At 66.0% G+C, this 20,504-nt stretch carries 21 protein-coding genes; 8 read left to right on the top strand and 13 right to left on the bottom strand.

Translation table 11 applies throughout. The annotated features are described in order from the left end of the window. Positions 1 to 5: 5 nt before the first annotated feature. Positions 6 to 1,184, bottom strand: coding sequence for an isovaleryl-CoA dehydrogenase (locus ASD71_RS15895; RefSeq protein WP_056565773.1), 1,179 nt, complete (start codon positions 1,182 to 1,184; stop codon positions 6 to 8). Between the two features lie 248 nt (positions 1,185 to 1,432). Here ASD71_RS15895 and ASD71_RS15890 point away from each other — a divergent pair, with 248 nt between their 5' ends. After that, complete coding sequence (locus ASD71_RS15890; protein WP_082578974.1) at positions 1,433 to 2,608, top strand: M20 aminoacylase family protein; 1,176 nt, start codon at positions 1,433 to 1,435, stop codon at positions 2,606 to 2,608. A 58-nt stretch (positions 2,609 to 2,666) separates the two neighbouring features. Continuing rightward, complete coding sequence (locus tag ASD71_RS15885; RefSeq protein ID WP_056565767.1) at positions 2,667 to 3,638, top strand: tripartite tricarboxylate transporter substrate binding protein; 972 nt, start codon at positions 2,667 to 2,669, stop codon at positions 3,636 to 3,638. A gap of 93 nt (positions 3,639 to 3,731) precedes the next feature. Here ASD71_RS15885 and ASD71_RS15880 read toward each other — a convergent pair whose 3' ends face one another. After that, the gene (locus tag ASD71_RS15880) at positions 3,732 to 4,064 is read right to left on the bottom strand and encodes a YnfA family protein (RefSeq protein ID WP_056565764.1); all 333 of its coding nucleotides are present in this window, start codon (positions 4,062 to 4,064) and stop codon (positions 3,732 to 3,734) included. 5 nt (positions 4,065 to 4,069) lie between these two features. Then, positions 4,070 to 4,450: a MerR family DNA-binding transcriptional regulator gene (locus tag ASD71_RS15875; protein WP_056565761.1), complete on the bottom strand. Its 381-nt coding sequence runs from the start codon at positions 4,448 to 4,450 to the stop codon at positions 4,070 to 4,072. A 73-nt stretch (positions 4,451 to 4,523) separates the two neighbouring features. Here ASD71_RS15875 and ASD71_RS15870 point away from each other — a divergent pair, with 73 nt between their 5' ends. Further along, a complete protein-coding gene (locus ASD71_RS15870; RefSeq protein ID WP_056565758.1) occupies positions 4,524 to 5,597 on the top strand; it encodes an MBL fold metallo-hydrolase in 1,074 nt (357 codons plus the stop codon). Here the strand turns inward: ASD71_RS15870 and ASD71_RS15865 are convergent. After that, entirely contained in the window at positions 5,594 to 6,220 is a 627-nt protein-coding gene (locus tag ASD71_RS15865) for a LysE family translocator (RefSeq protein ID WP_056565755.1), read from the bottom strand. The genes ASD71_RS15870 and ASD71_RS15865 overlap by 4 nt on opposite strands. A 72-nt stretch (positions 6,221 to 6,292) precedes the next feature. Between ASD71_RS15865 and ASD71_RS15860 the strand changes: the two genes are divergently transcribed. Beyond that, positions 6,293 to 7,003, top strand: a complete 711-nt coding sequence (locus tag ASD71_RS15860; protein ID WP_056565752.1) for a nitroreductase — start codon at positions 6,293 to 6,295, stop codon at positions 7,001 to 7,003. 58 nt (positions 7,004 to 7,061) lie between these two features. After that, a complete protein-coding gene (gene metC, locus ASD71_RS15855) occupies positions 7,062 to 8,252 on the top strand; it encodes a cystathionine beta-lyase (protein WP_056566974.1) in 1,191 nt (396 codons plus the stop codon). Positions 8,253 to 8,379: 127 nt separating this feature from the next. Here the strand turns inward: metC and ASD71_RS15850 are convergent, their stop codons facing one another. The 3 genes from ASD71_RS15850 to argS all read right to left on the bottom strand — a co-directional run bounded on the left by ASD71_RS15850 (position 8,380) and on the right by argS (position 11,503). Then, positions 8,380 to 9,012 (bottom strand): thiol:disulfide interchange protein DsbA/DsbL, encoded by a 633-nt coding sequence (locus ASD71_RS15850; RefSeq protein ID WP_056565750.1) that lies wholly within the window; start codon positions 9,010 to 9,012, stop codon positions 8,380 to 8,382. 79 nt (positions 9,013 to 9,091) lie between these two features. Then, positions 9,092 to 9,808, bottom strand: coding sequence for an SPOR domain-containing protein (locus ASD71_RS15845; RefSeq protein WP_056565747.1), 717 nt, complete (start codon positions 9,806 to 9,808; stop codon positions 9,092 to 9,094). 9 nt (positions 9,809 to 9,817) lie between these two features. Then, positions 9,818 to 11,503, bottom strand: a complete 1,686-nt coding sequence (argS, locus tag ASD71_RS15840; RefSeq protein WP_056565745.1) for an arginine--tRNA ligase — start codon at positions 11,501 to 11,503, stop codon at positions 9,818 to 9,820. A 278-nt stretch (positions 11,504 to 11,781) separates the two neighbouring features. Between argS and ASD71_RS15835 the strand changes: the two genes are divergently transcribed. Both ASD71_RS15835 and ASD71_RS15830 read left to right on the top strand, forming a co-directional pair. After that, on the top strand, positions 11,782 to 12,129 hold the full coding sequence (locus ASD71_RS15835) for a DUF1840 domain-containing protein (protein ID WP_056565742.1): 348 nt from the start codon (positions 11,782 to 11,784) through the stop codon (positions 12,127 to 12,129). An 83-nt stretch (positions 12,130 to 12,212) separates the two neighbouring features. Beyond that, positions 12,213 to 12,530 carry a hypothetical protein gene (locus tag ASD71_RS15830; RefSeq protein ID WP_056565739.1) on the top strand — a complete coding sequence of 106 codons (318 nt, stop codon included), beginning with the start codon at positions 12,213 to 12,215 and terminating at the stop codon, positions 12,528 to 12,530. 79 nt (positions 12,531 to 12,609) lie between these two features. On the opposite strand, the gene ASD71_RS15825 is transcribed toward ASD71_RS15830, so the two are convergent. The 6 genes from ASD71_RS15825 to ASD71_RS15800 form a co-directional block, all read right to left on the bottom strand. Then, on the bottom strand, positions 12,610 to 13,410 hold the full coding sequence (locus ASD71_RS15825; RefSeq protein ID WP_056565737.1) for a carbohydrate ABC transporter permease: 801 nt from the start codon (positions 13,408 to 13,410) through the stop codon (positions 12,610 to 12,612). After that, positions 13,407 to 14,282, bottom strand: coding sequence for a carbohydrate ABC transporter permease (locus ASD71_RS15820; RefSeq protein WP_056565734.1), 876 nt, complete (start codon positions 14,280 to 14,282; stop codon positions 13,407 to 13,409). The genes ASD71_RS15825 and ASD71_RS15820 overlap by 4 nt, the downstream gene beginning before the upstream one ends. 16 nt (positions 14,283 to 14,298) lie before the next feature. Then, complete coding sequence (locus ASD71_RS15815) at positions 14,299 to 15,594, bottom strand: ABC transporter substrate-binding protein (protein ID WP_056565729.1); 1,296 nt, start codon at positions 15,592 to 15,594, stop codon at positions 14,299 to 14,301. A gap of 109 nt (positions 15,595 to 15,703) precedes the next feature. Then, positions 15,704 to 16,759: an ABC transporter ATP-binding protein gene (locus ASD71_RS15810; protein WP_056565726.1), complete on the bottom strand. Its 1,056-nt coding sequence runs from the start codon at positions 16,757 to 16,759 to the stop codon at positions 15,704 to 15,706. Between the two features lie 115 nt (positions 16,760 to 16,874). After that, positions 16,875 to 17,672, bottom strand: a complete 798-nt coding sequence (locus ASD71_RS15805) for a phosphodiesterase (protein ID WP_056565723.1) — start codon at positions 17,670 to 17,672, stop codon at positions 16,875 to 16,877. A gap of 37 nt (positions 17,673 to 17,709) precedes the next feature. After that, positions 17,710 to 18,723 (bottom strand): LacI family DNA-binding transcriptional regulator, encoded by a 1,014-nt coding sequence (locus tag ASD71_RS15800; protein WP_056565719.1) that lies wholly within the window; start codon positions 18,721 to 18,723, stop codon positions 17,710 to 17,712. Between the two features lie 319 nt (positions 18,724 to 19,042). Here ASD71_RS15800 and ASD71_RS15795 point away from each other — a divergent pair, with 319 nt between their 5' ends. Next, the gene (locus ASD71_RS15795) at positions 19,043 to 20,371 is read left to right on the top strand and encodes an amidase (RefSeq protein WP_056565716.1); all 1,329 of its coding nucleotides are present in this window, start codon (positions 19,043 to 19,045) and stop codon (positions 20,369 to 20,371) included. Positions 20,372 to 20,504 lie beyond the last annotated feature (133 nt).

Here is a 20,504-nt window from a genome sequence, read left to right as displayed (position 1 = left end):
AGGCGTCAGGCGGTTTCGTTGAAGAGTTCGCGGCCGATCAGCATGCGCCGGATTTCGCTGGTGCCGGCGCCAATTTCGTACAGCTTGGCGTCGCGCCACAGGCGGCCGACCGGGTATTCGTTGATGTAGCCGTTGCCGCCCAGGATCTGCACGCCCTCGCCCGCCATCCAGGTGGCCTTTTCGGCGGTGTACAGAATGAGCGCGGCGCAGTCCTTGCGCACCTGGCGCACGTGGTCGGACCCCAGTTTGTCCAGGTTCTTGCCCACCTGATAGCAGAAGGCGCGGCTGGCTTGCAGCGTGGTGTACAGGTCGGCGACCTTGCCCTGGATGAGCTGGAATTCGCCGATGGCCTGGCCGAACTGCTTGCGGTCGTGGATGTAAGGCACCACCACGTCCATCACAGCCTGCATGATGCCCAGCGGGCCGCCGGACAGCACCGCGCGTTCATAGTCCAGGCCGCTCATCAGCACCTTCACGCCGCCGTTGACCTGGCCCAGCACGTTTTCCTCGGGGATCTCGCAGTCCTGGAAAACCAACTCGCCGGTGTGGCTGCCGCGCATGCCCAGCTTGTCCAGCTTCTGCGCGACGGAAAAACCCTTGAAGCCCTTTTCGACCAGGAAGGCGGTGATGCCGCGCTGGTGGGCTTCGGGGTCGGTCTTGGCGTAGACGACAAGGGTGTCGGCGTCCGGGCCATTGGTGATCCACATCTTGGTGCCGTTCAGCACGTAGCGGTCGCCCTTCTTTTCCGCGCGCAGCTTCATGCTGACGACGTCGGACCCGGCGCCCGGCTCGCTCATGGCTAGCGCGCCGACATGTTCGCCGGAGATCAGCTTGGGCAGGTACTTGGCCTTCTGGGCTGCCGTGCCGTTGCGGTTGATCTGGTTCACGCACAGGTTGGAGTGCGCGCCGTACGACAGGCCGATGGAGGCGCTGGCGCGGGAGATTTCTTCCATGACGACCATGTGGGCCAGGTAACCCATGTTGGCGCCGCCGTATTCCTCGTCGGCGGTCATGCCCAGCACGCCGAGGTCTCCGAATTTGCGCCACAGGTCCATCGGGAACTGGTCGCTGCGATCGACTTCCGCGGCGCGCGGCGCGATCTCGGCCTGCGCGAAGTTGCGTACGGCGTCGCGCAGCATGTCCAGGTCTTCGCCCAGGTCGAAGTTCAGGCCGGGAAGATTCATCAGTGTCTCCGTGATAGTAGGTGCTTACATTCATGGATCTGCGCGGGCGTGTCTTGGCCGCCGTCGCGGGGGTGATCCATGATGCGCCGATCGTCCGGCGCTGCGCAATGATGCAGTGCAAATATTACGTTTACGTAAACGTAAATTGGATGAGGGTTATCCCTAGCGTCCTGCGCGCCGTTGCGGCGGTGACGATGGGCAATACTTGATATGACCCTTTAATCCTGAAATATCCGATGGAGTCTGCTGTGCTCGAACTATCCAACCTGGACGACATCGTGGCGTTGCGCCGCGACATCCACATGCACCCGGAGCTTTGCTACGAAGAGCACCGCACGGCCAAGGTGGTGGCCGATACGCTGCGCGGCTGGGGCATCGAAACGCACACGGGCATTGCCAAGACGGGCGTGGTGGGCGTGATCAAGCGGGGCACGTCGGACCGGGCCATCATGCTGCGCGCCGACATGGATGCGCTGCCCATGCAGGAAGAAAACCAGTTCGAGCACCGCTCGCGCCACGACGGCAAGATGCACGGCTGCGGCCACGACGGCCACACCGCGATGCTGTTGGCTGCGGCGCAGCATTTGCAGACCGCGGGCGGCTTCGACGGCACGGTCTACCTGTGCTTTCAGCCGGCCGAGGAAGGCGGTGCGGGCGGCCGGGCGATGATCCAGGATGGCCTGTTCACGCGCTTTCCGTGCGAGGCCGTGTTTGGCATGCATAACTGGCCGGGATTGCCGGCTGGCGCGTTCGGCGTCTGTGCCGGTCCCATGATGGCGGCGGCCAACGGCTTCAAGATCACGGTCAAGGGCAAGGGCGGCCACGCCGCCGCGCCGCAGGACTGCAACGACCCGGTGCCAGCGCTCTTTGCCATCGGCCAGTCGCTGCAGACGATCCTGACGCGCAGCAAGCGTCCGCTGGATGCGGCGGTGCTGTCGATCACGCAGGTGCAGGCGGGCGGCAGCGTCATCAACGTGATTCCCAATACCGCGTGGCTGGGCGGGTCGGTGCGCGCTTACAGCACCGATGTGGTGGATTTGATCGAACGGCGCATGCAGGAGATCGCACCCAGCATTGCCGCGGCGCACGGCTGCGAAGCCGAGGTGTACTTCGAGCGTCGCTACCCGGCGCTGGTCAATACCGTGGCCGAGACCGAATTCTGCATGGGCGTGATGCGCGAGGTCGTGGGCGAGGATCGCGCACTCACCATCGAACCGGCCATGGCATCGGAAGACTTTGCCTTCCTGCTGCAGGAAAAGCCGGGGTGCTACGTGTTCCTGGGCAACGGCGATGGCGAACACCGCATGGCGGGCCACGGTCTGGGCCCGTGCATGCTGCACAACGCCAGCTATGACTTCAATGATTCCTTGATTCCGGCGGGGGCGTCGTACTGGGTTCGCTTGGCGCAACGCTACCTCGCTTGATGGGCTTTACCGCAATCCGTTTCACCAACGCAGTGCTACGCAACATCACCAGGACGATATGAAAAAGAAGACATTGCTGACCAAGGCCGCGGGGGCGGCCCTGGCAATCATGGCGAGCGGCGCGATGGCGCAGAGCTGGCCGGCCAAGCCCGTCACCGTAGTCGTGCCCTACACCGCCGGCGGCAGCGCCGATGCGATCGCGCGCCGGTTGGGCGACGCGCTGCGCAAGGAAGCGAACATCACGGTCATCGTCGAGAACAAGCCGGGCGCGGGCGCGTCGGTGGGCACCGACTACGTGGCGCGCGCGCAGCCGGACGGCACCACGCTGCTGCTGGCCTCGACCAGCCCGCTGACGATCTTTCCGCATCTGGCCAAGACCAATTACGACCCGATGAAGGACCTGACGCCGGTGGCCAGCGTGGCCGTGGCGCCGGTGGCCATCGTGGCGACCAAGGCGCTGCCCGTGAAGGATTTTGCCGGCCTCGTCGAGTACGCCAAGTCGCATCCCGAAGGCGTGCGCTACGGCACGCCGGGCCAGGGCACGGTCGCGCATATCGGCATGGCGGCGGTCACCGCGCAGACCGGCACCAAGATGCTGCACGTGCCGTATCGCGGCAACAGCCAGGCGCTGACCGACGGCCTGGGCGGCGTGGTGGAGCTGCTGGTGGTCAACAGCGACGTGGTGTTGCCGCACGTGGCCAATGGCGCGCTCAAGCCGCTGGCGGTGATGGCGCCGCAGCGTCTGGCCGCGTGGCCGGATGTGCCGACGATGGCCGAGCTGAAGCTGCCGCAGGCGCAGTACTACTCGAACTTCGGCATCTTCGCGCCGGCCAACCTGCCGCCCACGGTGTCGCAGCCGTTGCAGGCGGCGTTGACCAAGGCGGTGGCCAGCGCCGAGTTTCAGGAGCTGCTGGCCAAGTCGTTCCTGCAGCCGGGCACGGCGTCGGGCGAGGCCTTTGCCAAGCAGGTGCAGGCCGAGTTCACGAACAACGCCCGTCTTATCAAGGACGGCAATATCAAGGCGGAGTGATCGGCGGGGCCGTAATGAGCGCCCCGCAACAAAAAGCGCGCGGCCCTTCAAGGGTACGCGCGCTTTTCGTTTGTGCCGGTCAGACGGCCCGGATCACGTCCCGCGCGGCCCGAACATGATCACCAGCATGCCGGCGATGCACAGGCCCACGCCGATCCAGTCGCTCGCGCTGGGCCGCACGCCGTCCACCGCCCACAGCCATAGCAGCGCCATGCCGATGTAGACGCCGCCGTACGCGGCATAGACCCGGCCCGACGCCGTGGGGTGCAGGGTCAGCAGCCAGGCGAACAGCGCCAGGCTCACCGCGGCGGGCGCCAGCAGCCAGATGGAATGGCCCTTGCGCAGCCACAGATAGGGAAGATAGCAGCCGATGATTTCCGCGAGCGCGGTCAGGACGAAGAGCCCTATGGTTTGAAAAACGGCCATGCGAACTACGGCTTCTGCGCCAAGAGGACGCGGCACTGGCGTTCCTGCTCGCTGATTTCCTGCAGGGTGTCGTCGATGTCGCGGCGCTGCTGCTCGAGCGTGACGCGATGCTGTTCCAGCACGGCCAGGTACTGGCGCAACTGCACGTCGGTGTCGCCGGGCCCGTCGTACATGTCGATGAGCGTCAGGATCTCGGACAGTTGCAGGCCCAGCCGCTTGCCGCGCAAGGCCAGCTTCAGGCGCGTGCGGTCGCGCGGTCCGAAGATGCGGTTGCGGCCCTCGCGCGCCGGGCTGACGATCCCCTGGTCTTCGTAGAAGCGGATCGTGCGGGGCGTGACGTCGAACTCGCGGGCGAGCTCGGAGATGGTCCAGGTTGACGAGGGCATGCGACGTGTGGCAGTTTACGTAAACGTAAATTATGATGACTTGACGTGATCGTCAAGCGTGGAGCGAGAGGCAATGAACCCCAACGAACAGAAGCTTCAGTATCCCTGGGCCGATTTTCAGCCCGAGGCCGGCCGCGCGCATGCGGTGGCGGAGGGCGTCAAATGGATCCGGATGCCGCTGCCGTTCGCGCTGGATCATATCAACCTCTGGCTGCTGCGCGACAACATCGACGGCCAGGACGGCTGGACCATCGTCGACTGCGGCATTTCGCGCGACGAAGTGAAGACGCTGTGGGAAGACGTGTTCAAGAACGAGCTGGACGGCCTGCCCGTGCTGCGCGTGCTGGTCACCCACATGCATCCGGACCACATCGGCCTGGCCTACTGGCTGTGCGAGCGCTGGAACGCGCGGCTGTGGATGACGATGACGGACTTCATGGTGGCGTCGCTGTGGTCGTCGCGCCGCACCGATGCCGGCGCGGGGCCGGGCGGCCAATCGGCGGTCGAGCACTTTGCCCGCCACGGCCTGACGGACCCGGATGCGCAGGAACAGATCCGCCAGCGCGCCAACTATTTCCCTAACCTGGTGCCCGCCGTGCCGTCGCGCTATACGCGCATCATGGACGGCGATCAGGTGCGCATCGGCGGGCGCGATTGGCGCGTCATCGTGGGCTACGGCCATGCGCCGGAACACGCGTCGCTGTTCTCGCCCGACCTGGGCGTGCTCATCTCCGGCGACATGGTCCTGCCGCGCATTTCGACCAACGTCAGCGTGTTCGATTACGAACCCGACGCCAATCCCCTGCCCCTGTATTTGCGTTCACTGGACGGGTACGACGGCCTGCCGGACGACACGCTGGTGCTGCCGTCGCATGGCCGCCCGTTCAAGGGTCTGCATGAGCGCATCGCGCAGCAGCACGAGCATCATCGGGATCGGCTGGCGGAAGTGCTGGAAGCCTGTGCCGTGACGCCGCAATCGACGTCGGATATCGTGCCGGTGCTGTTCAAGCGCAAGCTGGATTTGCACCAGTTGACGTTCGCGATGGGCGAGGCGCTGGCGCATCTGCATGCGCTGTATTTTGAAGGCAAGCTGACTCGGGCGCAGGATGCCGATGGCATCGTGCGGTTCAAGGCGCGCGCGAACTAGCGCGACGCCGTCGCCAGCCTGACCGCCAGCCCCACGAACACCAGTGCCGCAATGCGATTCAGCCAGCGCTTGGCCGTCACCGAGCGCTGCAGCAGTTCACCAAATGCGCCCGAGAAGAACGCGATCGCGCCGAACACCAGCAGCGTGGACACGATGAACACCGCGCCCAGTTGCATCGTCTGCACGCCCACCGATCCCAGCCGCGGCGACGTGAATTGCGGCAGGAAGGCAAAGAAGAACAGCAGCACCTTGGGATTGGTGAGGTTCATGACGATGCCGCGGCGGTACAGCGCGCCGGGGCGCATGGGTTCAGGACGTTTGCCGTCTTCGGATTCGACCGGGGCGCGCAGGATCTGCCAGGCCAGGTACGCCAGATAGGCCGCGCCCGCCAGCTTGAGCACCGTGAACGCGATGGGCGACGCGGCGAAGACGGCAGCCAACCCGACCGCAACCGCCGCCGTGTGTCCGAGCAGTCCGGTGCACAGCCCCAGCACCACGAACATGCCCGCCTTGCGTCCCCAGATGGCGGACTGCATCAACACGAATAGATTGTCCGGCCCCGGCGTCAGCGCCAGCAGTACGGCAATGCCAAAGAATGCGATGAGGGTGTCGAGGGGCAGCATGGGGCGGGACGGTGGCGGATAGCAAGTGGCATGATAAGGCCAAAGCCGACCACGACAGGAGACAGACCGATCATGACCGTTGCCGCTCAGAACGCCATTAACGCCACCGACGCCCTGCCCGATGCCGCGCTCGAGGACTGGCTGCTTGCCCGCCACAGCTGCCGAGCCTTTCTGCCGAAGCCTGTGCCTCGCGCGACCGTCGAGCGCATTTTGACGCTGGCGCAGCGCACGGCGTCCTGGTGCAACTGCCAGCCGTGGCAGGTGGCGATCACCGAGGGCGAAGGGACCCGGCGGCTGCGCGACGCGCTGGAGCGCCGCGCGCAGGTCGCGGGCTTCACGCCTGATTTCCCGTTTCCGCGCGAATACCGCGACGAGTACCTGGCCCGCCGCCGCGAATCGGGCTTTCAGCTGTACGGCGCAGTGGGCGTGCCGCGCGGCGACCGCGAAGCCTACCGGCGCCAGGAGATGCGCAACTTCGCCCTCTTTGACGCGCCGCACGTCGCCATCATCACGACCGACGAGGCACTGGGCGAGTACGGCGCGATGGATTGCGGCGGGTACGTCGCCAATTTTCTGCTGGCGGCCCAGGCCAACGGCGTCGCGACCGTGGCGCAGGCATCGCTGGCCATGTATCCCGAGGTATTGCGCGAAGTACTGGGCATCGCACCCGGCCGGCGCGTAGTCTGCGGCATCTCGTTCGGCTTCGAGGACACGGCGCATCCGGCCAACCGCTACCGCACCCGGCGTGCGGATTTGTCCGAGACGATTCAGTGGATCGGCTGAAATTCCCGCCGCGTCCTGATATGGTTTGGCTTTCCCGGTTTTGACGCACCTCTACAAGATGCCTACCAAACACATCGATACGGTTCTCCAGCACGCGGGCACCGCCCCGTTCAATCCCGAGACCGGCACGGCGCCGGTGCCGTTGCCGCCCATGCGGGCCAGCACGGTGCGCTTTGCCAACATCGCCGCGCTGGAAAACGCGCAGCGCAGCAAGGCGGCCGGCGGCCGCGCGTCCACGTACGGGCGCATGGGCATGGACACCCATGCCGCGCTGGAAGAGGTCTTCACGCAGCTGGAAGGCGGCACGCACTGCTATCTGGCGTCCTCGGGCCTGTCGGCCATGACGATGGTGATGATGGCGCTGTGCTCGGCGGGCGATCACGCGTTGATCTCCGACAGCGTGTATGGCCCGATGCGCGAGCTGGACGATGCGGTGCTCAAGCGCATGAACATCGAGATCACGTATTTTGCCGCTGGCGAAGACATCGATGCACTGGTGCGGCCCAACACCAGGCTGCTGTACGTGGAATCGCCCGGTTCGCTGCTGTTCGAGATGCTGGACATGGGCGCCATGGCCGCCATCGCGCAGCGCCACGGGCTGGTGCTGGCCACCGACAATACCTGGGGTTCCGGCTACATCTACCGGCCGCTGACGCTGGGCGCGCAGGTCTCGGTCATTGCCGGCACCAAGTACGTGGGCGGGCACTCCGACCTGATGCTGGGCGCGGTGGTCACCAACGACGAGGGCATCGCCCGCAAGCTGAACCGCACGCAGTACGCGATGGGGTATTCGATCAGCGCCGACGACGCGTGGCTGGCGCTGCGCGGCGTGCGCACCATGCCCATCCGCATGGCGCAGCACGCGCGTCACGCGATGCAGGTGTGCGAGTTCCTGGATTCCCGTCCCGAGACCGTGCGCCTGTTCCATCCGGCCTGGCCCAAGGATCCCGGCCACGAATTGTGGCAACGCGATTGCACGGGTTCGAACGGCATGCTGTCGGCCGAACTGGCCCTGTCCCCGGCCGCCGCGCGCCGCTTTGTCGATGCGCTGACGCTCTTTGGCATCGGTTTCTCGTGGGGCGGCTATGAAAGCCTGGTGCAGCTCGTATCGCCGAAGGATCTGTCCAAGCACGGCTATTGGGGCGAAGGCGAGAACCCGGTCGTGCGCCTGCACATCGGGCTGGAATCGCCCGAGGACATCATTGCGGACCTGAAGCAGGCTTTCGAGCAGGCTGCGGCGGTCAAGTAATAGCCGCGCTCGGTACCCTGGCAGCCGCCGCGTTCGCATGCGGCTTGGCCGGCTGAACGGAACCCGAAACAAAAACGCCCCGGCCTGAAAAGGCACGGGGCGTTTGCCATGCGGAACCTTGCGCAGATTACTTCGCGCGCGCCATCGGAATCAGCGCGTTGACTTCCTTCAGCGCGCCTTCGTAGCTGTTGCCCGCCATGACCGGCGAGGTCATGAACTTGCCGCCCACGGCGAAGGACGGCGTGCCTTCGATGCGATAGGCCTCGGCCAGCTGGTTGGCGCGCTGCACCTGGGTCTGCACGCTGAACGAATCGAACACCGAGTCGAACTTGGCGCGGTCCACGCCCTGGGTCGCAATCCACTCACCCATGGCCTTCTTGTCGAACAGGCGCTTGTGCTCGCCGTGGATGGCCGTGAAGACCTTCGGGTGCAGGTCGGGACGGTCCAGGGCCAGCAGCGTGTAGTACAGCTGCTGCAGCGGCTTCATGCCGGCGTTGAAGGCGATGGGAACCTGCTTGAGCACGACGTCGGACGGCGCGGTCTTGGCCCAGTCTTCGACCATGGGTTCCATGGCGGCGCAGTGCGGGCAGGTGTAGGCAAAGAATTCCAGGACCTCGACCTTGCCCGGGGTGTCCGACGGCAGCGGCGGGTTGATCGGCACGTACTGCTGGGCGCCTTGCGCGTGGCTGGCCGGGCTGAAGAACGCCGTGGCGGTCAGCGCGGCGGCTGCCAGGATGCGGATGAGCTTGGGGGACAGCATGGGTGAGGTTCCTGAATAAAAGGCTACAGACAGGCCCGGGGCCGGATTAGTTCAATGCAAAACGATCCGCCGCGCGGCGCTATTGGCGCACTACGGCGGTTTCGATCTTGTTCTCGCCCAGGCGGCCGCGCGCCCGGTTCATGTCGTCCAGGCGGGCAAACGGACCGACCCGGACGCGGTTGATGGGCTTGCCGTTGAGTTCGGCCTTCTGCACCGCGACGGGCAGGCCCAGCAGGATGATGCGTGCCTTGAGCGATTCGGCGTCGTTCTCGCCGCGGAAGGCGCCGGCTTGCAGGTAGTACGTGCCGGTGGCGGCGGGCGCAGACGGCTTGGCGGCTGCCGTCGCCGTGGGGGCGGCCTTGGAGATGGGCGTGGGCGCGGATGCCGTGGCGGGCGGGGCCGACGGCGCAGCAGCCGGCGCCCGGGAGGTCGGCAGCGTGGCGATCAGCGCGCCCAGGTCGTCCAGCTTGGAGGGGGTTTCGTCGCCCTTGGCCGGTGCGCCTGCACCCGGCAGCGGGGCCGGCGCGGTGGCGGTGGGACCGGTGGGCGGCGCGCCCGCCGCCCCGTCGCGGCCGTACAGGCCGGCGTTGGGGTCCGGCGCCGAGCGCGGATCGGGCAGCTTGCCCGTATCGCCCTGGCGGCTGGCCCGGTCCACGAAGGGAACGGGCGCTTTGGTGACATAGAACGCGACGACGGCGGCGACGATCAGCCCGATCAGCAGACCGGCCAGCGCCCCGTACAGGGTGCTGCCGCTTTCGCCGGAGGAACGGCGGGTGGATTTGCGCTTGGTTGCCATGAACCGATGTTACATCCGCTCGGGCGCGGAAACGCCCAAGAGCGCGAGGCCATTGGCCAGCACCTGGCGGGTGGTGGCGGCCAGGCGCAGGCGGGCCAGCTTCACGGCAGTGTCGTCGACCAGCACGCGCTCGGCGTTGTACCAGGCGTGGAAGTCAGACGCGCAGTCGCGCAGCCAGAACGCGATGTGGTGCGGCGACAGATCCTGGGCGGCCAGCGCCACCACCTGGGGGAACTCGGCCAGGCGCTGCATCAGCGCGAATTCGGTCGGCGCGGTCAGGAGCGAGGCGTCGGCCTGGGCCACGTCTGCGGCGGGCATGCCCGCGTTGTTGATGACCGAGCAGATGCGCGCGTGGGCGTACTGGATGTAATAGACGGGGTTCTCGTCGCTCTTGGACAGGGCCAGGTCCACGTCGAATACGAATTCCGTGTCGGCGCGGCGCTGGATAAGGAAGTAGCGCACCGCGTCACGGCCCACCCAGTCGATCAGGTCGCGCATGGTGACGTAGCTGCCGGCGCGCTTGGAGATCTTGACCTCTTCGCCGCCGCGCATCACCTTGACCATCTTGTGCAGCACGTAGGACGGGTAGTCCTTCGGGATGCCCTCTTCCAGCGCCTGCAGGCCGGCGCGCACGCGGGCCACGGTGCCGTGGTGGTCGCTGCCCTGGATGTTCACGGCGCGGTGAAAGCCGCGTTCCCATTTGGCCTTGTGGTAGGCGACGTCAGGGACGAAATAGGTGTAGCCGCCCTCGCTCTTGCGCATGACGCGGTCTTTGTCGTCGCCCGTGCCCAGTTCGGTGGTGCGCAGCCACAGCGCGCCGCCCTCTTCGTAGGTATGGCCGCCGGCGACCAGCGCCTTGACCGTCGCTTCGACGCGGCCGGACGTGTAGAGCGAGCTTTCCAGGTAGTAATTGTCGAACGCCAGGCCGAAAGCCTGCAGGTCCAGGTCCTGCTCGCGGCGCAGGTAGGCCACGGCAAAGACGCGGATGTCGTCCAGGTTGTCGATGTTGCCCGTGGCGGTGACGGGCTCGCCGTCGGACGCCTGGATGGTCTTGCCTTCCTGGAAGTCGCGGGCGATGTCGGCGATGTAGTCGCCCTTGTAGCCGTCTTCGGGCCAATCCGGGGATTCCGTGGTCAGGCCGCGGGCGCGGGCCTGCACGCTGATCGCCAGGTTATGGATCTGGTTGCCGGCGTCGTTGTAGTAGAACTCGCGGGTGACGTCCCAGCCGACGGCGTCGTACAGGCGGCACAGCGCGTCGCCCAGCGCGGCCTGGCGGGCATGGCCCACGTGCAGCGGGCCGGTGGGGTTGGCCGACACGAACTCGACCAGGATCTTTTCGCCCAGGCGCGCGGCGCGTCCGTACGTGTCGCCCTGCTCGGCCACCGCGGCGATCACTGCCTGGCGGGCCGCCGGGGTGATGCGCAGGTTGATGAAGCCGGGGCCGGCCACTTCGGCGCTCTCGACCAGCGCGGCGGCGTCGGGATTGGCCATCACGGCGTCGACGATGCCCTGGGCCAGTTCGCGGGGATTGCGGCGCGCGGGTTTGGCGAGCTGCATGGCCACGTTGGTGGCGACGTCGCCGTGGGCGGCAACCTTGGGGCGCTCCAGCAGCACGTTGGGCTGGGCGTCGGGCAGGCTTTGCGCGACGGCGGCCTGGATCAGGGAGATAAGCTGTTTTTGTTGCTCGAGGAGCATGGGCGTCTGGCGAGGTTCTGTGTGAGTGACGATGGCGGCACGGCGCTTGGAGCCGACTTGCGGCTTGCCGGCAATTCGCGCTACGCCCGCAGGCGAGCCCACGGTGCTGTCCGGCGGCGGCCGGCAAGCCGGAGCGCGCGTGCCGGAGTCAGGGCCGGCGCGGCGCCTGCTGTCACGGGAAACCCCTGAATCATAGTTGATTTGGGGGCGCCAGTTGGCATCATGGGGGCGTTGGGGTAGTGTACGGAGCTAAGGTAAACAATGTAGGAGACCGGAATATGCTGATCACTTTTCACTCCAAGGTCGTGGCCGAAGTCCTGATGCTGACCGACCACGCCGGCGCCCTGTTGCAGGCGGCTGGCAAGCCGGTCGGCGACAAGATCCCCGAGCGCGGCGTCTTCACCGTGGAGCAGCTTGGTCCGGCCATCAGCGGCATCGAACGCGCGATCGACGAATACCAGCATGCCCACGAAATCCCGGACGAGGACGACGAGGACAAAGCGCCCGCCGCCCCGATGGCGCGCGCGGTAGGCCTGAAGGAACGTGCCTTCCCCCTGCTGGACATGATGCGCCAGTCGCAGGCCGCCGGCGTCGAGGTCACCTGGGAAGTGTCGCGGGGCTGGTAGGAATATGTCGCCGGGCGGACAATCTGTCCGGCGTTTTTTGCCTACTCTACTGGCCTGACGCCCCCTGACGGAGCCCCATTCCCATGCGCAGCGACATCACCATCGTTTTCGACCCCCGGCGTTCGCTGGACCTTTCCGCGAACGTCGACACCTCTCCGCAACGCCAGGCCGATGCGCGCGATTGGTTTGACAGCGCCTGGGAAACCCTGGGCTGCGAGCCGCTGCGCCCCAGCGGCAAGGTCCTGTTGCTGGACAAGGTGCTGGGCGTGGCCGACGCGTTGGGCTACGACACGCTGTCCACCGACGAAAAAGAAGCCCGGGAGTTCGCCGAGCACCTGGCGCTGGCGCTGGAGCGTCCGCGCATCACGGTGGACCTGCCGGGCCTGACCGTCGGGTATTGATCCCCGCCGCGTGTCCCCATGCGCAACAAACCCCGCCGAGGCGGGGTTTTTTGTTGCGGCGCGGCAGGTCGTCAGGGTCCTAGCGGATCCCCGCCCGCATGAACGACTGCACGAACTGGCGCTGGAACAGCAGGAACGCGATCAGCAGCGGCGCGGCCGACATCAGGGTCGCGGCGGTGATCACGGACCAGTCGATGCCCTGGTCCGTCGACGAGAACACCTGCAGTCCCACCGTCAGCGGCCGGGATTCGACCGAATTGGTGATGATCAGCGGCCACAGGAAGTTGTTCCAGTGGTGGCTGACCGACACCAGTCCGTAGGCGACGTAGATGGGCTTGGCCAGCGGCACGTAGACCTTCCAGAGGATCTGCAGCGCATTCGCGCCTTCCATGCGGGCCGCCTCTTCCAGCTCGCGCGGGACCGTCTTGAAGGTCTGGCGCAACAGGAAGATGCCGAAGGCCGAGGCAAAGTACGGCAGGCCGATCGCGAACACCGTGTCGCGCACGCCCAAGAGGCTCATCGACCGGTAGTTCTCCACCAGCAGCACGTCGGGCATGATCATCAGCTGCAACAGCACCAGCATGAAGACAAAATCGCGGCCGCGGAACTCGAAGCGCGCAAACGCGTAGCCGGCCAGCGTCGACAGCACGAGTTGCGCGGCCAGCACCATCGTGACCAGCACGAACGTGTTCAGGAAGTAGCGCGGAAACGGCGCCGCGTTCCAGGCGCGCACGAAGTTATCCAGCGTCAGCGGCGCAAAGAGGTCAAAACGCGTTGCGTAGGCGGGCGGATGGAAGGCCGCCCACATCGCGTACGCCAGCGGCAGGATCCACAACAGGCCCAGCGCCCACGCGCCCAGGGTATCGAGCTTGTCTTTCATTGGTAGTGCGTCCTGCGGTCCAGCCAGCGGAACTTGATCAGCGCGGTCAGCGCCAGCACCACCAGCAACACGACGGTCAGGGTCGCGGCGTAAGCCGTGTCCCAGAAGCTGAATCCCACCTGGTAGATGTAATAGAGCAGCAAGGTGCTGGCGTTGTCCGGTCCGCCTCGCGTCATCACGACCACATGGTCGACCAGCCGGAACGCGTTGATCAGCGCATTGATCAGCACGAAGAGCGTGGTGGGCATGAGCAGCGGCCACAGGATGCGGCGGAAATACTGCCAGCGCGAGGCGCCTTCCAGCATGGCCGCTTCACGCAGCGACGGCGACACCGTCTGCAGCGCCGCCAGATAGAAGATCATGAAAAAGCCGGCCTCTTTCCACACGGTCACCAGCATCAGCGCGGGCAGCGCGGTCTCGCGGTTGCCCAGCCAGTTGGGACCCGGCGCGCCGAACCAGCCCATTACCTGCGCGATCAGCCCGTATTGCGGCGTGTAGAAGAACAGCCAGATGTTGGCGACTGCCACCATCGGCAGCACGGTCGGCGTGAAGTACGCCATGCGCAGGAACCCACGCCCGGCGAGGTTGCGGTTGACCCACAGCGCCATGATCAGCGCGATGCCGATCGAGGTAGGAATGGTGCCCAGCGCAAACCACAGGTTGTTCCACAACGACTGCCAGAACACAGGGTCGTCGCGCATGACCGCGTAGTTGTCCAGCCCGACGAAGCGGGCTGGGCGCGCGCCCTTTGGGGTGGAGAAAAAGCTGTGCCAAAGCGTCGCCACCGCCGGGTAATGCGTGAAGGCGGCGAGCAGCACGATGGCTGGCAGCAGAAGCAGCCAGCCATATAGCGCATTCAAAGAGCGGCTCATCGTGCGTGCGGTCGGTTTACTTGTAGGAACGCAGTATGCGATCGGACTCGCGCTGCGCGTCGGTCAGGGCCTGCTGCGGCGTCTTCGAGCCCGTCAGCGCTGCCTGCAGGGCGTCGTTCAGGGTCTTGGTGACGCGCTGGTTCTCATGCGTGGAGAATTCCGCCACGCTGACTTCCAGCTGGTCGCGCGCGACCGTGGCGGCCGGCACTTCCTGCGCGTACTTCTTCATCTTCTCGGTCTGCCAGGCGGCCGGCGTCACGGCCACGTAACCCGTGGCGATGCTCCAGTCGGCCGCGCGCTCGGGCGTGGTGGCCCACTGCGCGAACTTCAGCGCCGCCGCCTGCTGCTCCGGCGTGCCGCTCTTGAAGATGTAGAAGTTGCCGCCGCCCGTGGGGCTGCCGCCGCGCTTTTGCTGCGGCATCATCGCCACGCCGAACGGGAAGTCGGCGTTCTTGCGGATGTTGGTCAGGTTGCCGGTGGTGGTCCAGACCATGGCCGCCTTCTTTTCCAGGAAGTCCTTGGGCGTGGTGCCCCAGTCGATCGTGCCGGTCGGCATGATCCTGTGCTTGGCCGACAGGTCACGCCAGAACTGCGCGGCTTCGACCACCGCCGGCTTGTCCAGGTAGACCTCGTTGCCGGCTTCGTTCATCAGGATCGCGCCGTTGGGCGTGGTCAGCGCCTGGAACAGCCAGTACGCGAACGCGCCGCCCGACGGGATCTCGATGCCCCACTGCGTCGTGTTGCCCGAGGCGTCCTGCTTGGTCAGCTTCTTGCCGTATTCCACCAGCTCGGCCCAGGTCTTGGGCGGCTTTTCGGGATCCAGGCCGGCGGCTTTGAAGAGATCCTTGTTGTAGTACATGACGATCGTCGAACGCTGGAACGGCACGCCCCAGGTGTGGCCGCCGCTGCGGCTGTTCTGCATGAAGGCATCATAGAAGCCGCCCAGCCACTTCTTGTCGGCGTCGGTCTTGGCCAGGCCGTCGATCGGGACGATGGCGTCCTCGTCGATCAGCGTGAACATGTCGGTGGACAGCAGCACGGCCAGCTGCGGCGGGGTGCCGCCCTTGAGCGCGGTCAGCGCCTTGGCGATGGAGTCCTGGTACGAACCGGCGTAGATCGGCTTGATCTTGATGTTGGGATTTTCCTTCTGGAAATCCGTCACCATGTCGTCGACGATTTTGGTAATCGGGCCGCCGACGGCGACCGGGTAATAGAACTCGACCTCGACGGGCTTGTTCTGCGCCTGCACAGGCAGAGAAAGGCAGGCGGCGGCCAGGCTGGCGGCCAGGGTCTTCAGTACGATGCGTCGCATGTTGTGTTTCCTTTTCTGAGGGTGGGGCGTTTTACCGCCGGGCCGTCCCAAGGTAAAAAGCGCCCCCTCGGGGGGCAGCAAGCCGAAGGCGCAGCGTGGGGGCCATTCCCTAGCGCCCGTCGGTGTTGATGACCGCCGAATCGGCGGCAAAGAAATGCTGTTGCCCGTCCGGCCAGGACAGGCGCAGCGACTCGCCGGCGCTTGCGCGCAGATGGCCGCCTACCCGGACGGCCACGCCGCCCGTGTCGCCGATGCGGCACACCACGATGGAGTCCGCGCCGAAGTACTCCACGCTCTCGACGGTGGCCGCGATGCCGTCGCCGTCGATGCGTATATGTTCAGGCCGCACGCCCAGCTTCACGGCGCCCGCGGGCGCATTCGCGATGGCGGGACCTTGCGTGCCGGCGATCACCGTGGCGCCCGCTTGCTGCGTCAGGCTGATCAGGTTCATGGGCGGCGTGCCGATGAAGCGCGCCGCAAACTCGCTGGCGGGACGCGCATAAAGGCCATCGGGCGTGTCGTGCTGTTCGATCTGGCCGCCGCGCAGCAGCACCACCTGATCGGCCATGCTCATGGCTTCAGTCTGATCGTGCGTGACGTAGACCATGGTGATGCCCAGGCTTTGCTGCAATGCGCGGATCTCGCGGCGCATCTCGTGGCGCAGCTGTGCGTCCAGATTGGAAAGGGGCTCGTCCATCAGGCAGACCGGCGCTTCGGAAATCACGGCGCGGCCCAGCGCCACGCGCTGCTGCTGGCCGCCGGACAGTTGCGACGGCTTGCGGTCCAGCAGGTGCGACAGGCCCAGCAGGTCGGCCACGCGCTTCAAGCGCCGGTCGAAGTCCTTGGCGGGCTCTTTGCGCACCTTCAGGCCGAACAGGATGTTCTCGCGCACCGACAGGTGCGGAAACAACGCATACGACTGGAACACCATCGAGATGCGGCGCTTGGCCGGCGGCAATTGCGTGACGTCGCGGTCGCCGATGCGGATGGTGCCCGACGTGGGCGTATCCAGGCCGGCGATCATGCGCAGCGTCGTCGACTTGCCGCAACCGGACGGACCCAGGAGGACGGTGAAGCTGCCGGCCGGAACCGTAAAGCTAACGCCTTGGATCGCCGCCGCGCCGGCGTACTGTTTGGTGAGGTTATCCAGAACGATGGATGACATGCTGTCTCGAAGATCTAATTGTTAGATCCGCATTGTTGCCTGTTATGAAAACCTTTTCATTGTGCAGCGCAAACATGACGGATATGTGGCAATGCGTGGGTTCCCCGCGCCGGTTTCAACCAAAGGGATACGGGCCGGGGTAATCCCCGATGACGGCTTGATGCGTGACCAGATTGCCGCCCTGCCACCAATGCAGCTGATAGCCGGGCGGTTCCATGATGTATTGCAGCGTCGGGCGCGGACCGAGTTCCAGCGCAAGCTGGTGGGCCGTGCCGGGACAGGTCGACGCGATGGTGCCGCCAAAGCGTTGGAAGATCGTGCGATGCAGATGGCCGCACAACACGCGCTCGACATTGGGATAGCGGGCGACGATGCGTTCCAGTTCCGGTGCGCCGGCCAAGAGGCCGATGTCGTCCATGTGTTCGATGCCGGTCAGGAACGGCGGATGGTGCATCAGCACCAGCGTGGGCCGGCCGGGCTGTTCGGCCAGGCGTTCGGCCAGCCAATCCAGGCGCGTCTGGCAGAGTTCGCCGTGGCTCTTCATCGGCACCACGGTGTCCAGCGCCAGCATGCGCAGCGGATAGGTCTCGATGGCGTACTGCACGAATTGTCCGCCGTCCTGCAGGTACGCGTGGTCGGGGAACGCGGCGCGCAACTGGGCGCGGTCATCGTGGTTGCCGGGCAGCAGGAAATACGGAATCTCCAGCGCCTGCAGATGGTCGCGCAGCGTCTGGTATTCGATGGGCTTGCCCAAGTCCGTCAGATCGCCGGTGATCAGCACGCAGTCAGGGCGCGGCGTCAGCGCATTCAAGGCGCGCACCGCGGGGGCCAGAAACGCCGCCGGGTCGATGATGCCGTAGGCCTTGTCTCCCGGGGTGCGCATGTGGAGGTCGGTGATTTGTGCGATGAGCATGGCGATCTGGAAGTTGTCGGAATGGTGGGTAGCGGGCTTAGCGGCGCACGGACGCCGCGGTGCCGCCGACGACGATGCAATGGGGCAGGCGGTTCGATTGCGGCGGCTGGCCATGAATCTGCGCCAGCAGGTTCGAGCACGCCGTTTGGCCGATGCCGTCGCTGGGTTGCGCGACGGTGGTCAGCGGCGGGGTCAGCAACGCGCCAAAGCGCATGCCGTCAAAACCGCACACGGAAATGTCGGTCGGCACGGACAGCCCCAGTCCCACCAGGTCGGCGATGACGGCGGTGGCCAGCAGGTCGTTGGAACAGAAGAGTGCCGTGGGCGCCTGCTTGCCGCGCAAGGCGGCCCTTAGCGCATCCACGTCGCTGCCGGTGTGCGAGCTCATGGCGATGTGCTGGATCGCGTCCAGGCCCAGCTTCTTGGCGCTGGCGCGGGCGCCCATCAGGCGACGGCGCGCGCGGTCGGATGCGGTCAGCGGGCCGGTCACCAGCGCGATGCGCTTGTGACCCATCGCGGCCAGGTGCGCCACCATGTCGCTTGCCGCGGCGCGATTGTCGACCGACGCGAAGGGGTGATCGTTGGACTCGTTGTAGACCAGCACGTAAGGGATGCCGCTGCCGTCCAGGTCGTCAAGCGTGGCGCTCTTGCTGACGTCGGCCACGGTCAGGATCAGGCCATCGACCTGATGGTCGATCAGGCCTTGCACAGCGGCCGATTCAACGGCGGGGTCGTAGCCGGTGGCGGTCAGCATGACGCTGTAGCCCGATTCACGGGCGCGGCGTTCGGCGCCTTCGAAACACTCGGCGAACACGGGATTGGATAGCGTGGGCAGGATCAGCCCAATGGTGCGCGTGCTGCCCGAACGCAGGCTGCGGCCCACGCGGTTGGGCCGAAAGCCCGCGCGCTTGGCGATGTTGCGGATGTGCGCCAGCGTGTCGGGATGCACGATCTCCGGCTGGTTGAACGCGCGCGACACCGTCGCCGGCGACACCCCCGCCTTGCGAGCCACTTCGATGATGGAAAAGCGGGGCGACGGGCGCGTAGCCATTGATGGAATCACTGCAAGTTTGCTGAAAACGATTTCACTTTACTTGAGGAATATGAACTTTGTATTGCACGGGTTTGCGCTATGCTGGTGCGAACGCAACAACACAAAGCCATGGCGCGGCGCGTTATTCCGCGGAAAACCCGTTCTTTCGGTGTTTTTCCCAATTGACGCAACGCGCACAATGGCAAGGTCGGTTTGCCGGGCATGACGCTTGCTTTCTTGGGCAGGCAGCCACGCCGGGCATACCCTCGGTCAAGGGGACCGGGTGCGCAGTATGTTTTTCCGCGCTCGTCGCGGCACCGGCAAAGAGGAAAGAATCATGTCTACTGCCTTGAACAGACTGGGCGCGGTTGAAGCCGCGCGCAAGCTGCAACGGCGCGAATTGACCGCAGTGCAATTGGTGCGCGCCTGCTTCGCGCGCATCGAGCAGCGCGAGAACACCGTCCATGCCTGGACGGCCCTGCAGAAGCAGGCCGCGCTGGATCAGGCCGAAACCCTCGACCGCGGTGCGTTGCGCGGTCCGCTGCACGGCCTGCCCATTGGCGTGAAAGACCTGTTCGATACCGCCGACCTGCCCACCCGCTACGGGTCTCCCATCTACGACCGCCACCGTCCCGGCCTGGATGCCGCGTCGGTGGCGCTGTGTCGTGGCGCGGGCGCCATCGTCATCGGCAAGACGGTCACCACCGAATTCGCCACCTACCAGGCCGGCCCCACGCGCAATCCGCGCAACGAGGCCTACACGCCGGGCGGCTCGTCCAGCGGCTCGGCCGCCGCGGTCGCCGACGACATGGTGCCCTTTGCGCTGGGGTCGCAGACCGCGGGCTCCATCATCCGGCCGGCGTCCTATTGCGGCGTGGTCGGCTTCAAGCCCACCTTCGGCGCGATCTCCCGCGCGGGTGTAAAAAATCTGGCCGAATCGCTGGACACGGTCGGCGGATTTGCGCGGTCCGTCGAAGACGTGGCGCTGTTCTCGTCGGTCCTGATGCGCGATCCGCGCATGCTGGACCTGTCCTATCACGACGCGCCGCGCGTGGGCATGTACCGCAGCCTGCAATGGCGCCATGCGCAGCCCGAAACCAAAGAGGCCTTCGCGCAGGCCGCGGCGATCCTGTCGCGGGCGGGCGCCAAGGTCGAAGAAGTGCCGCTGCCGCCGGAGCATTGCGTGCTGGTGCAGCTGCATTCGGACATCATGGCGTTCGAGGCTTCGCAGGCGCTTGCGTATGAACGGCTGGAACACGCCGTGCAGCTCAGTCCCAAGCTTCAGGCAATCCTGGAATCCGGCGCGCAGATCAGCGCGGAACAGCACATCAAGAACCTGGAACGCGCCGCCGAATCGCGCGCGCGGGTCGACACATGGTTCCAGCAGTACGACGTGCTGATTGCCCCCAGCGCCAGCGGCGAGGCGCCCTTCGCCGACCTGGGCACGGGCGATCCGCAGTTCTCGCGGGCGTGGACGCTGTTCGGACTGCCTTGCCTGAACCTGCCATTCGCCACGGGGCCGCAGGGCTTGCCGGTGGGCTTGCAGCTGGTCGGCGCGCGCCATGAAGACCATCGCCTGCTCGCCATCGGTGCATGGATCCACGCGCGCCTTTTGGCCGCGAATGCGCCGGATATCGGCGCGTCCGACATGTGGCCGCGCGGCTGACTTCTCGGCCTTCGGTGTGGGACGGTGTCAGACACCTAGGCCGACAGCTATTCAGGGGGTGTCAGACACCAAGGCCGGCCTCCGCATCAAGGTGTCTGACACCCAACAGAAAAAACCGCCAAGCTGACAAGGC

The sequence above is a fragment of the Achromobacter sp. Root565 genome, assembly GCF_001427425.1.
Lineage (GTDB): Bacteria > Pseudomonadota > Gammaproteobacteria > Burkholderiales > Burkholderiaceae_B > Achromobacter > Achromobacter spanius_D.
This window is presented reverse-complemented; position numbering and strand designations above follow the sequence as displayed.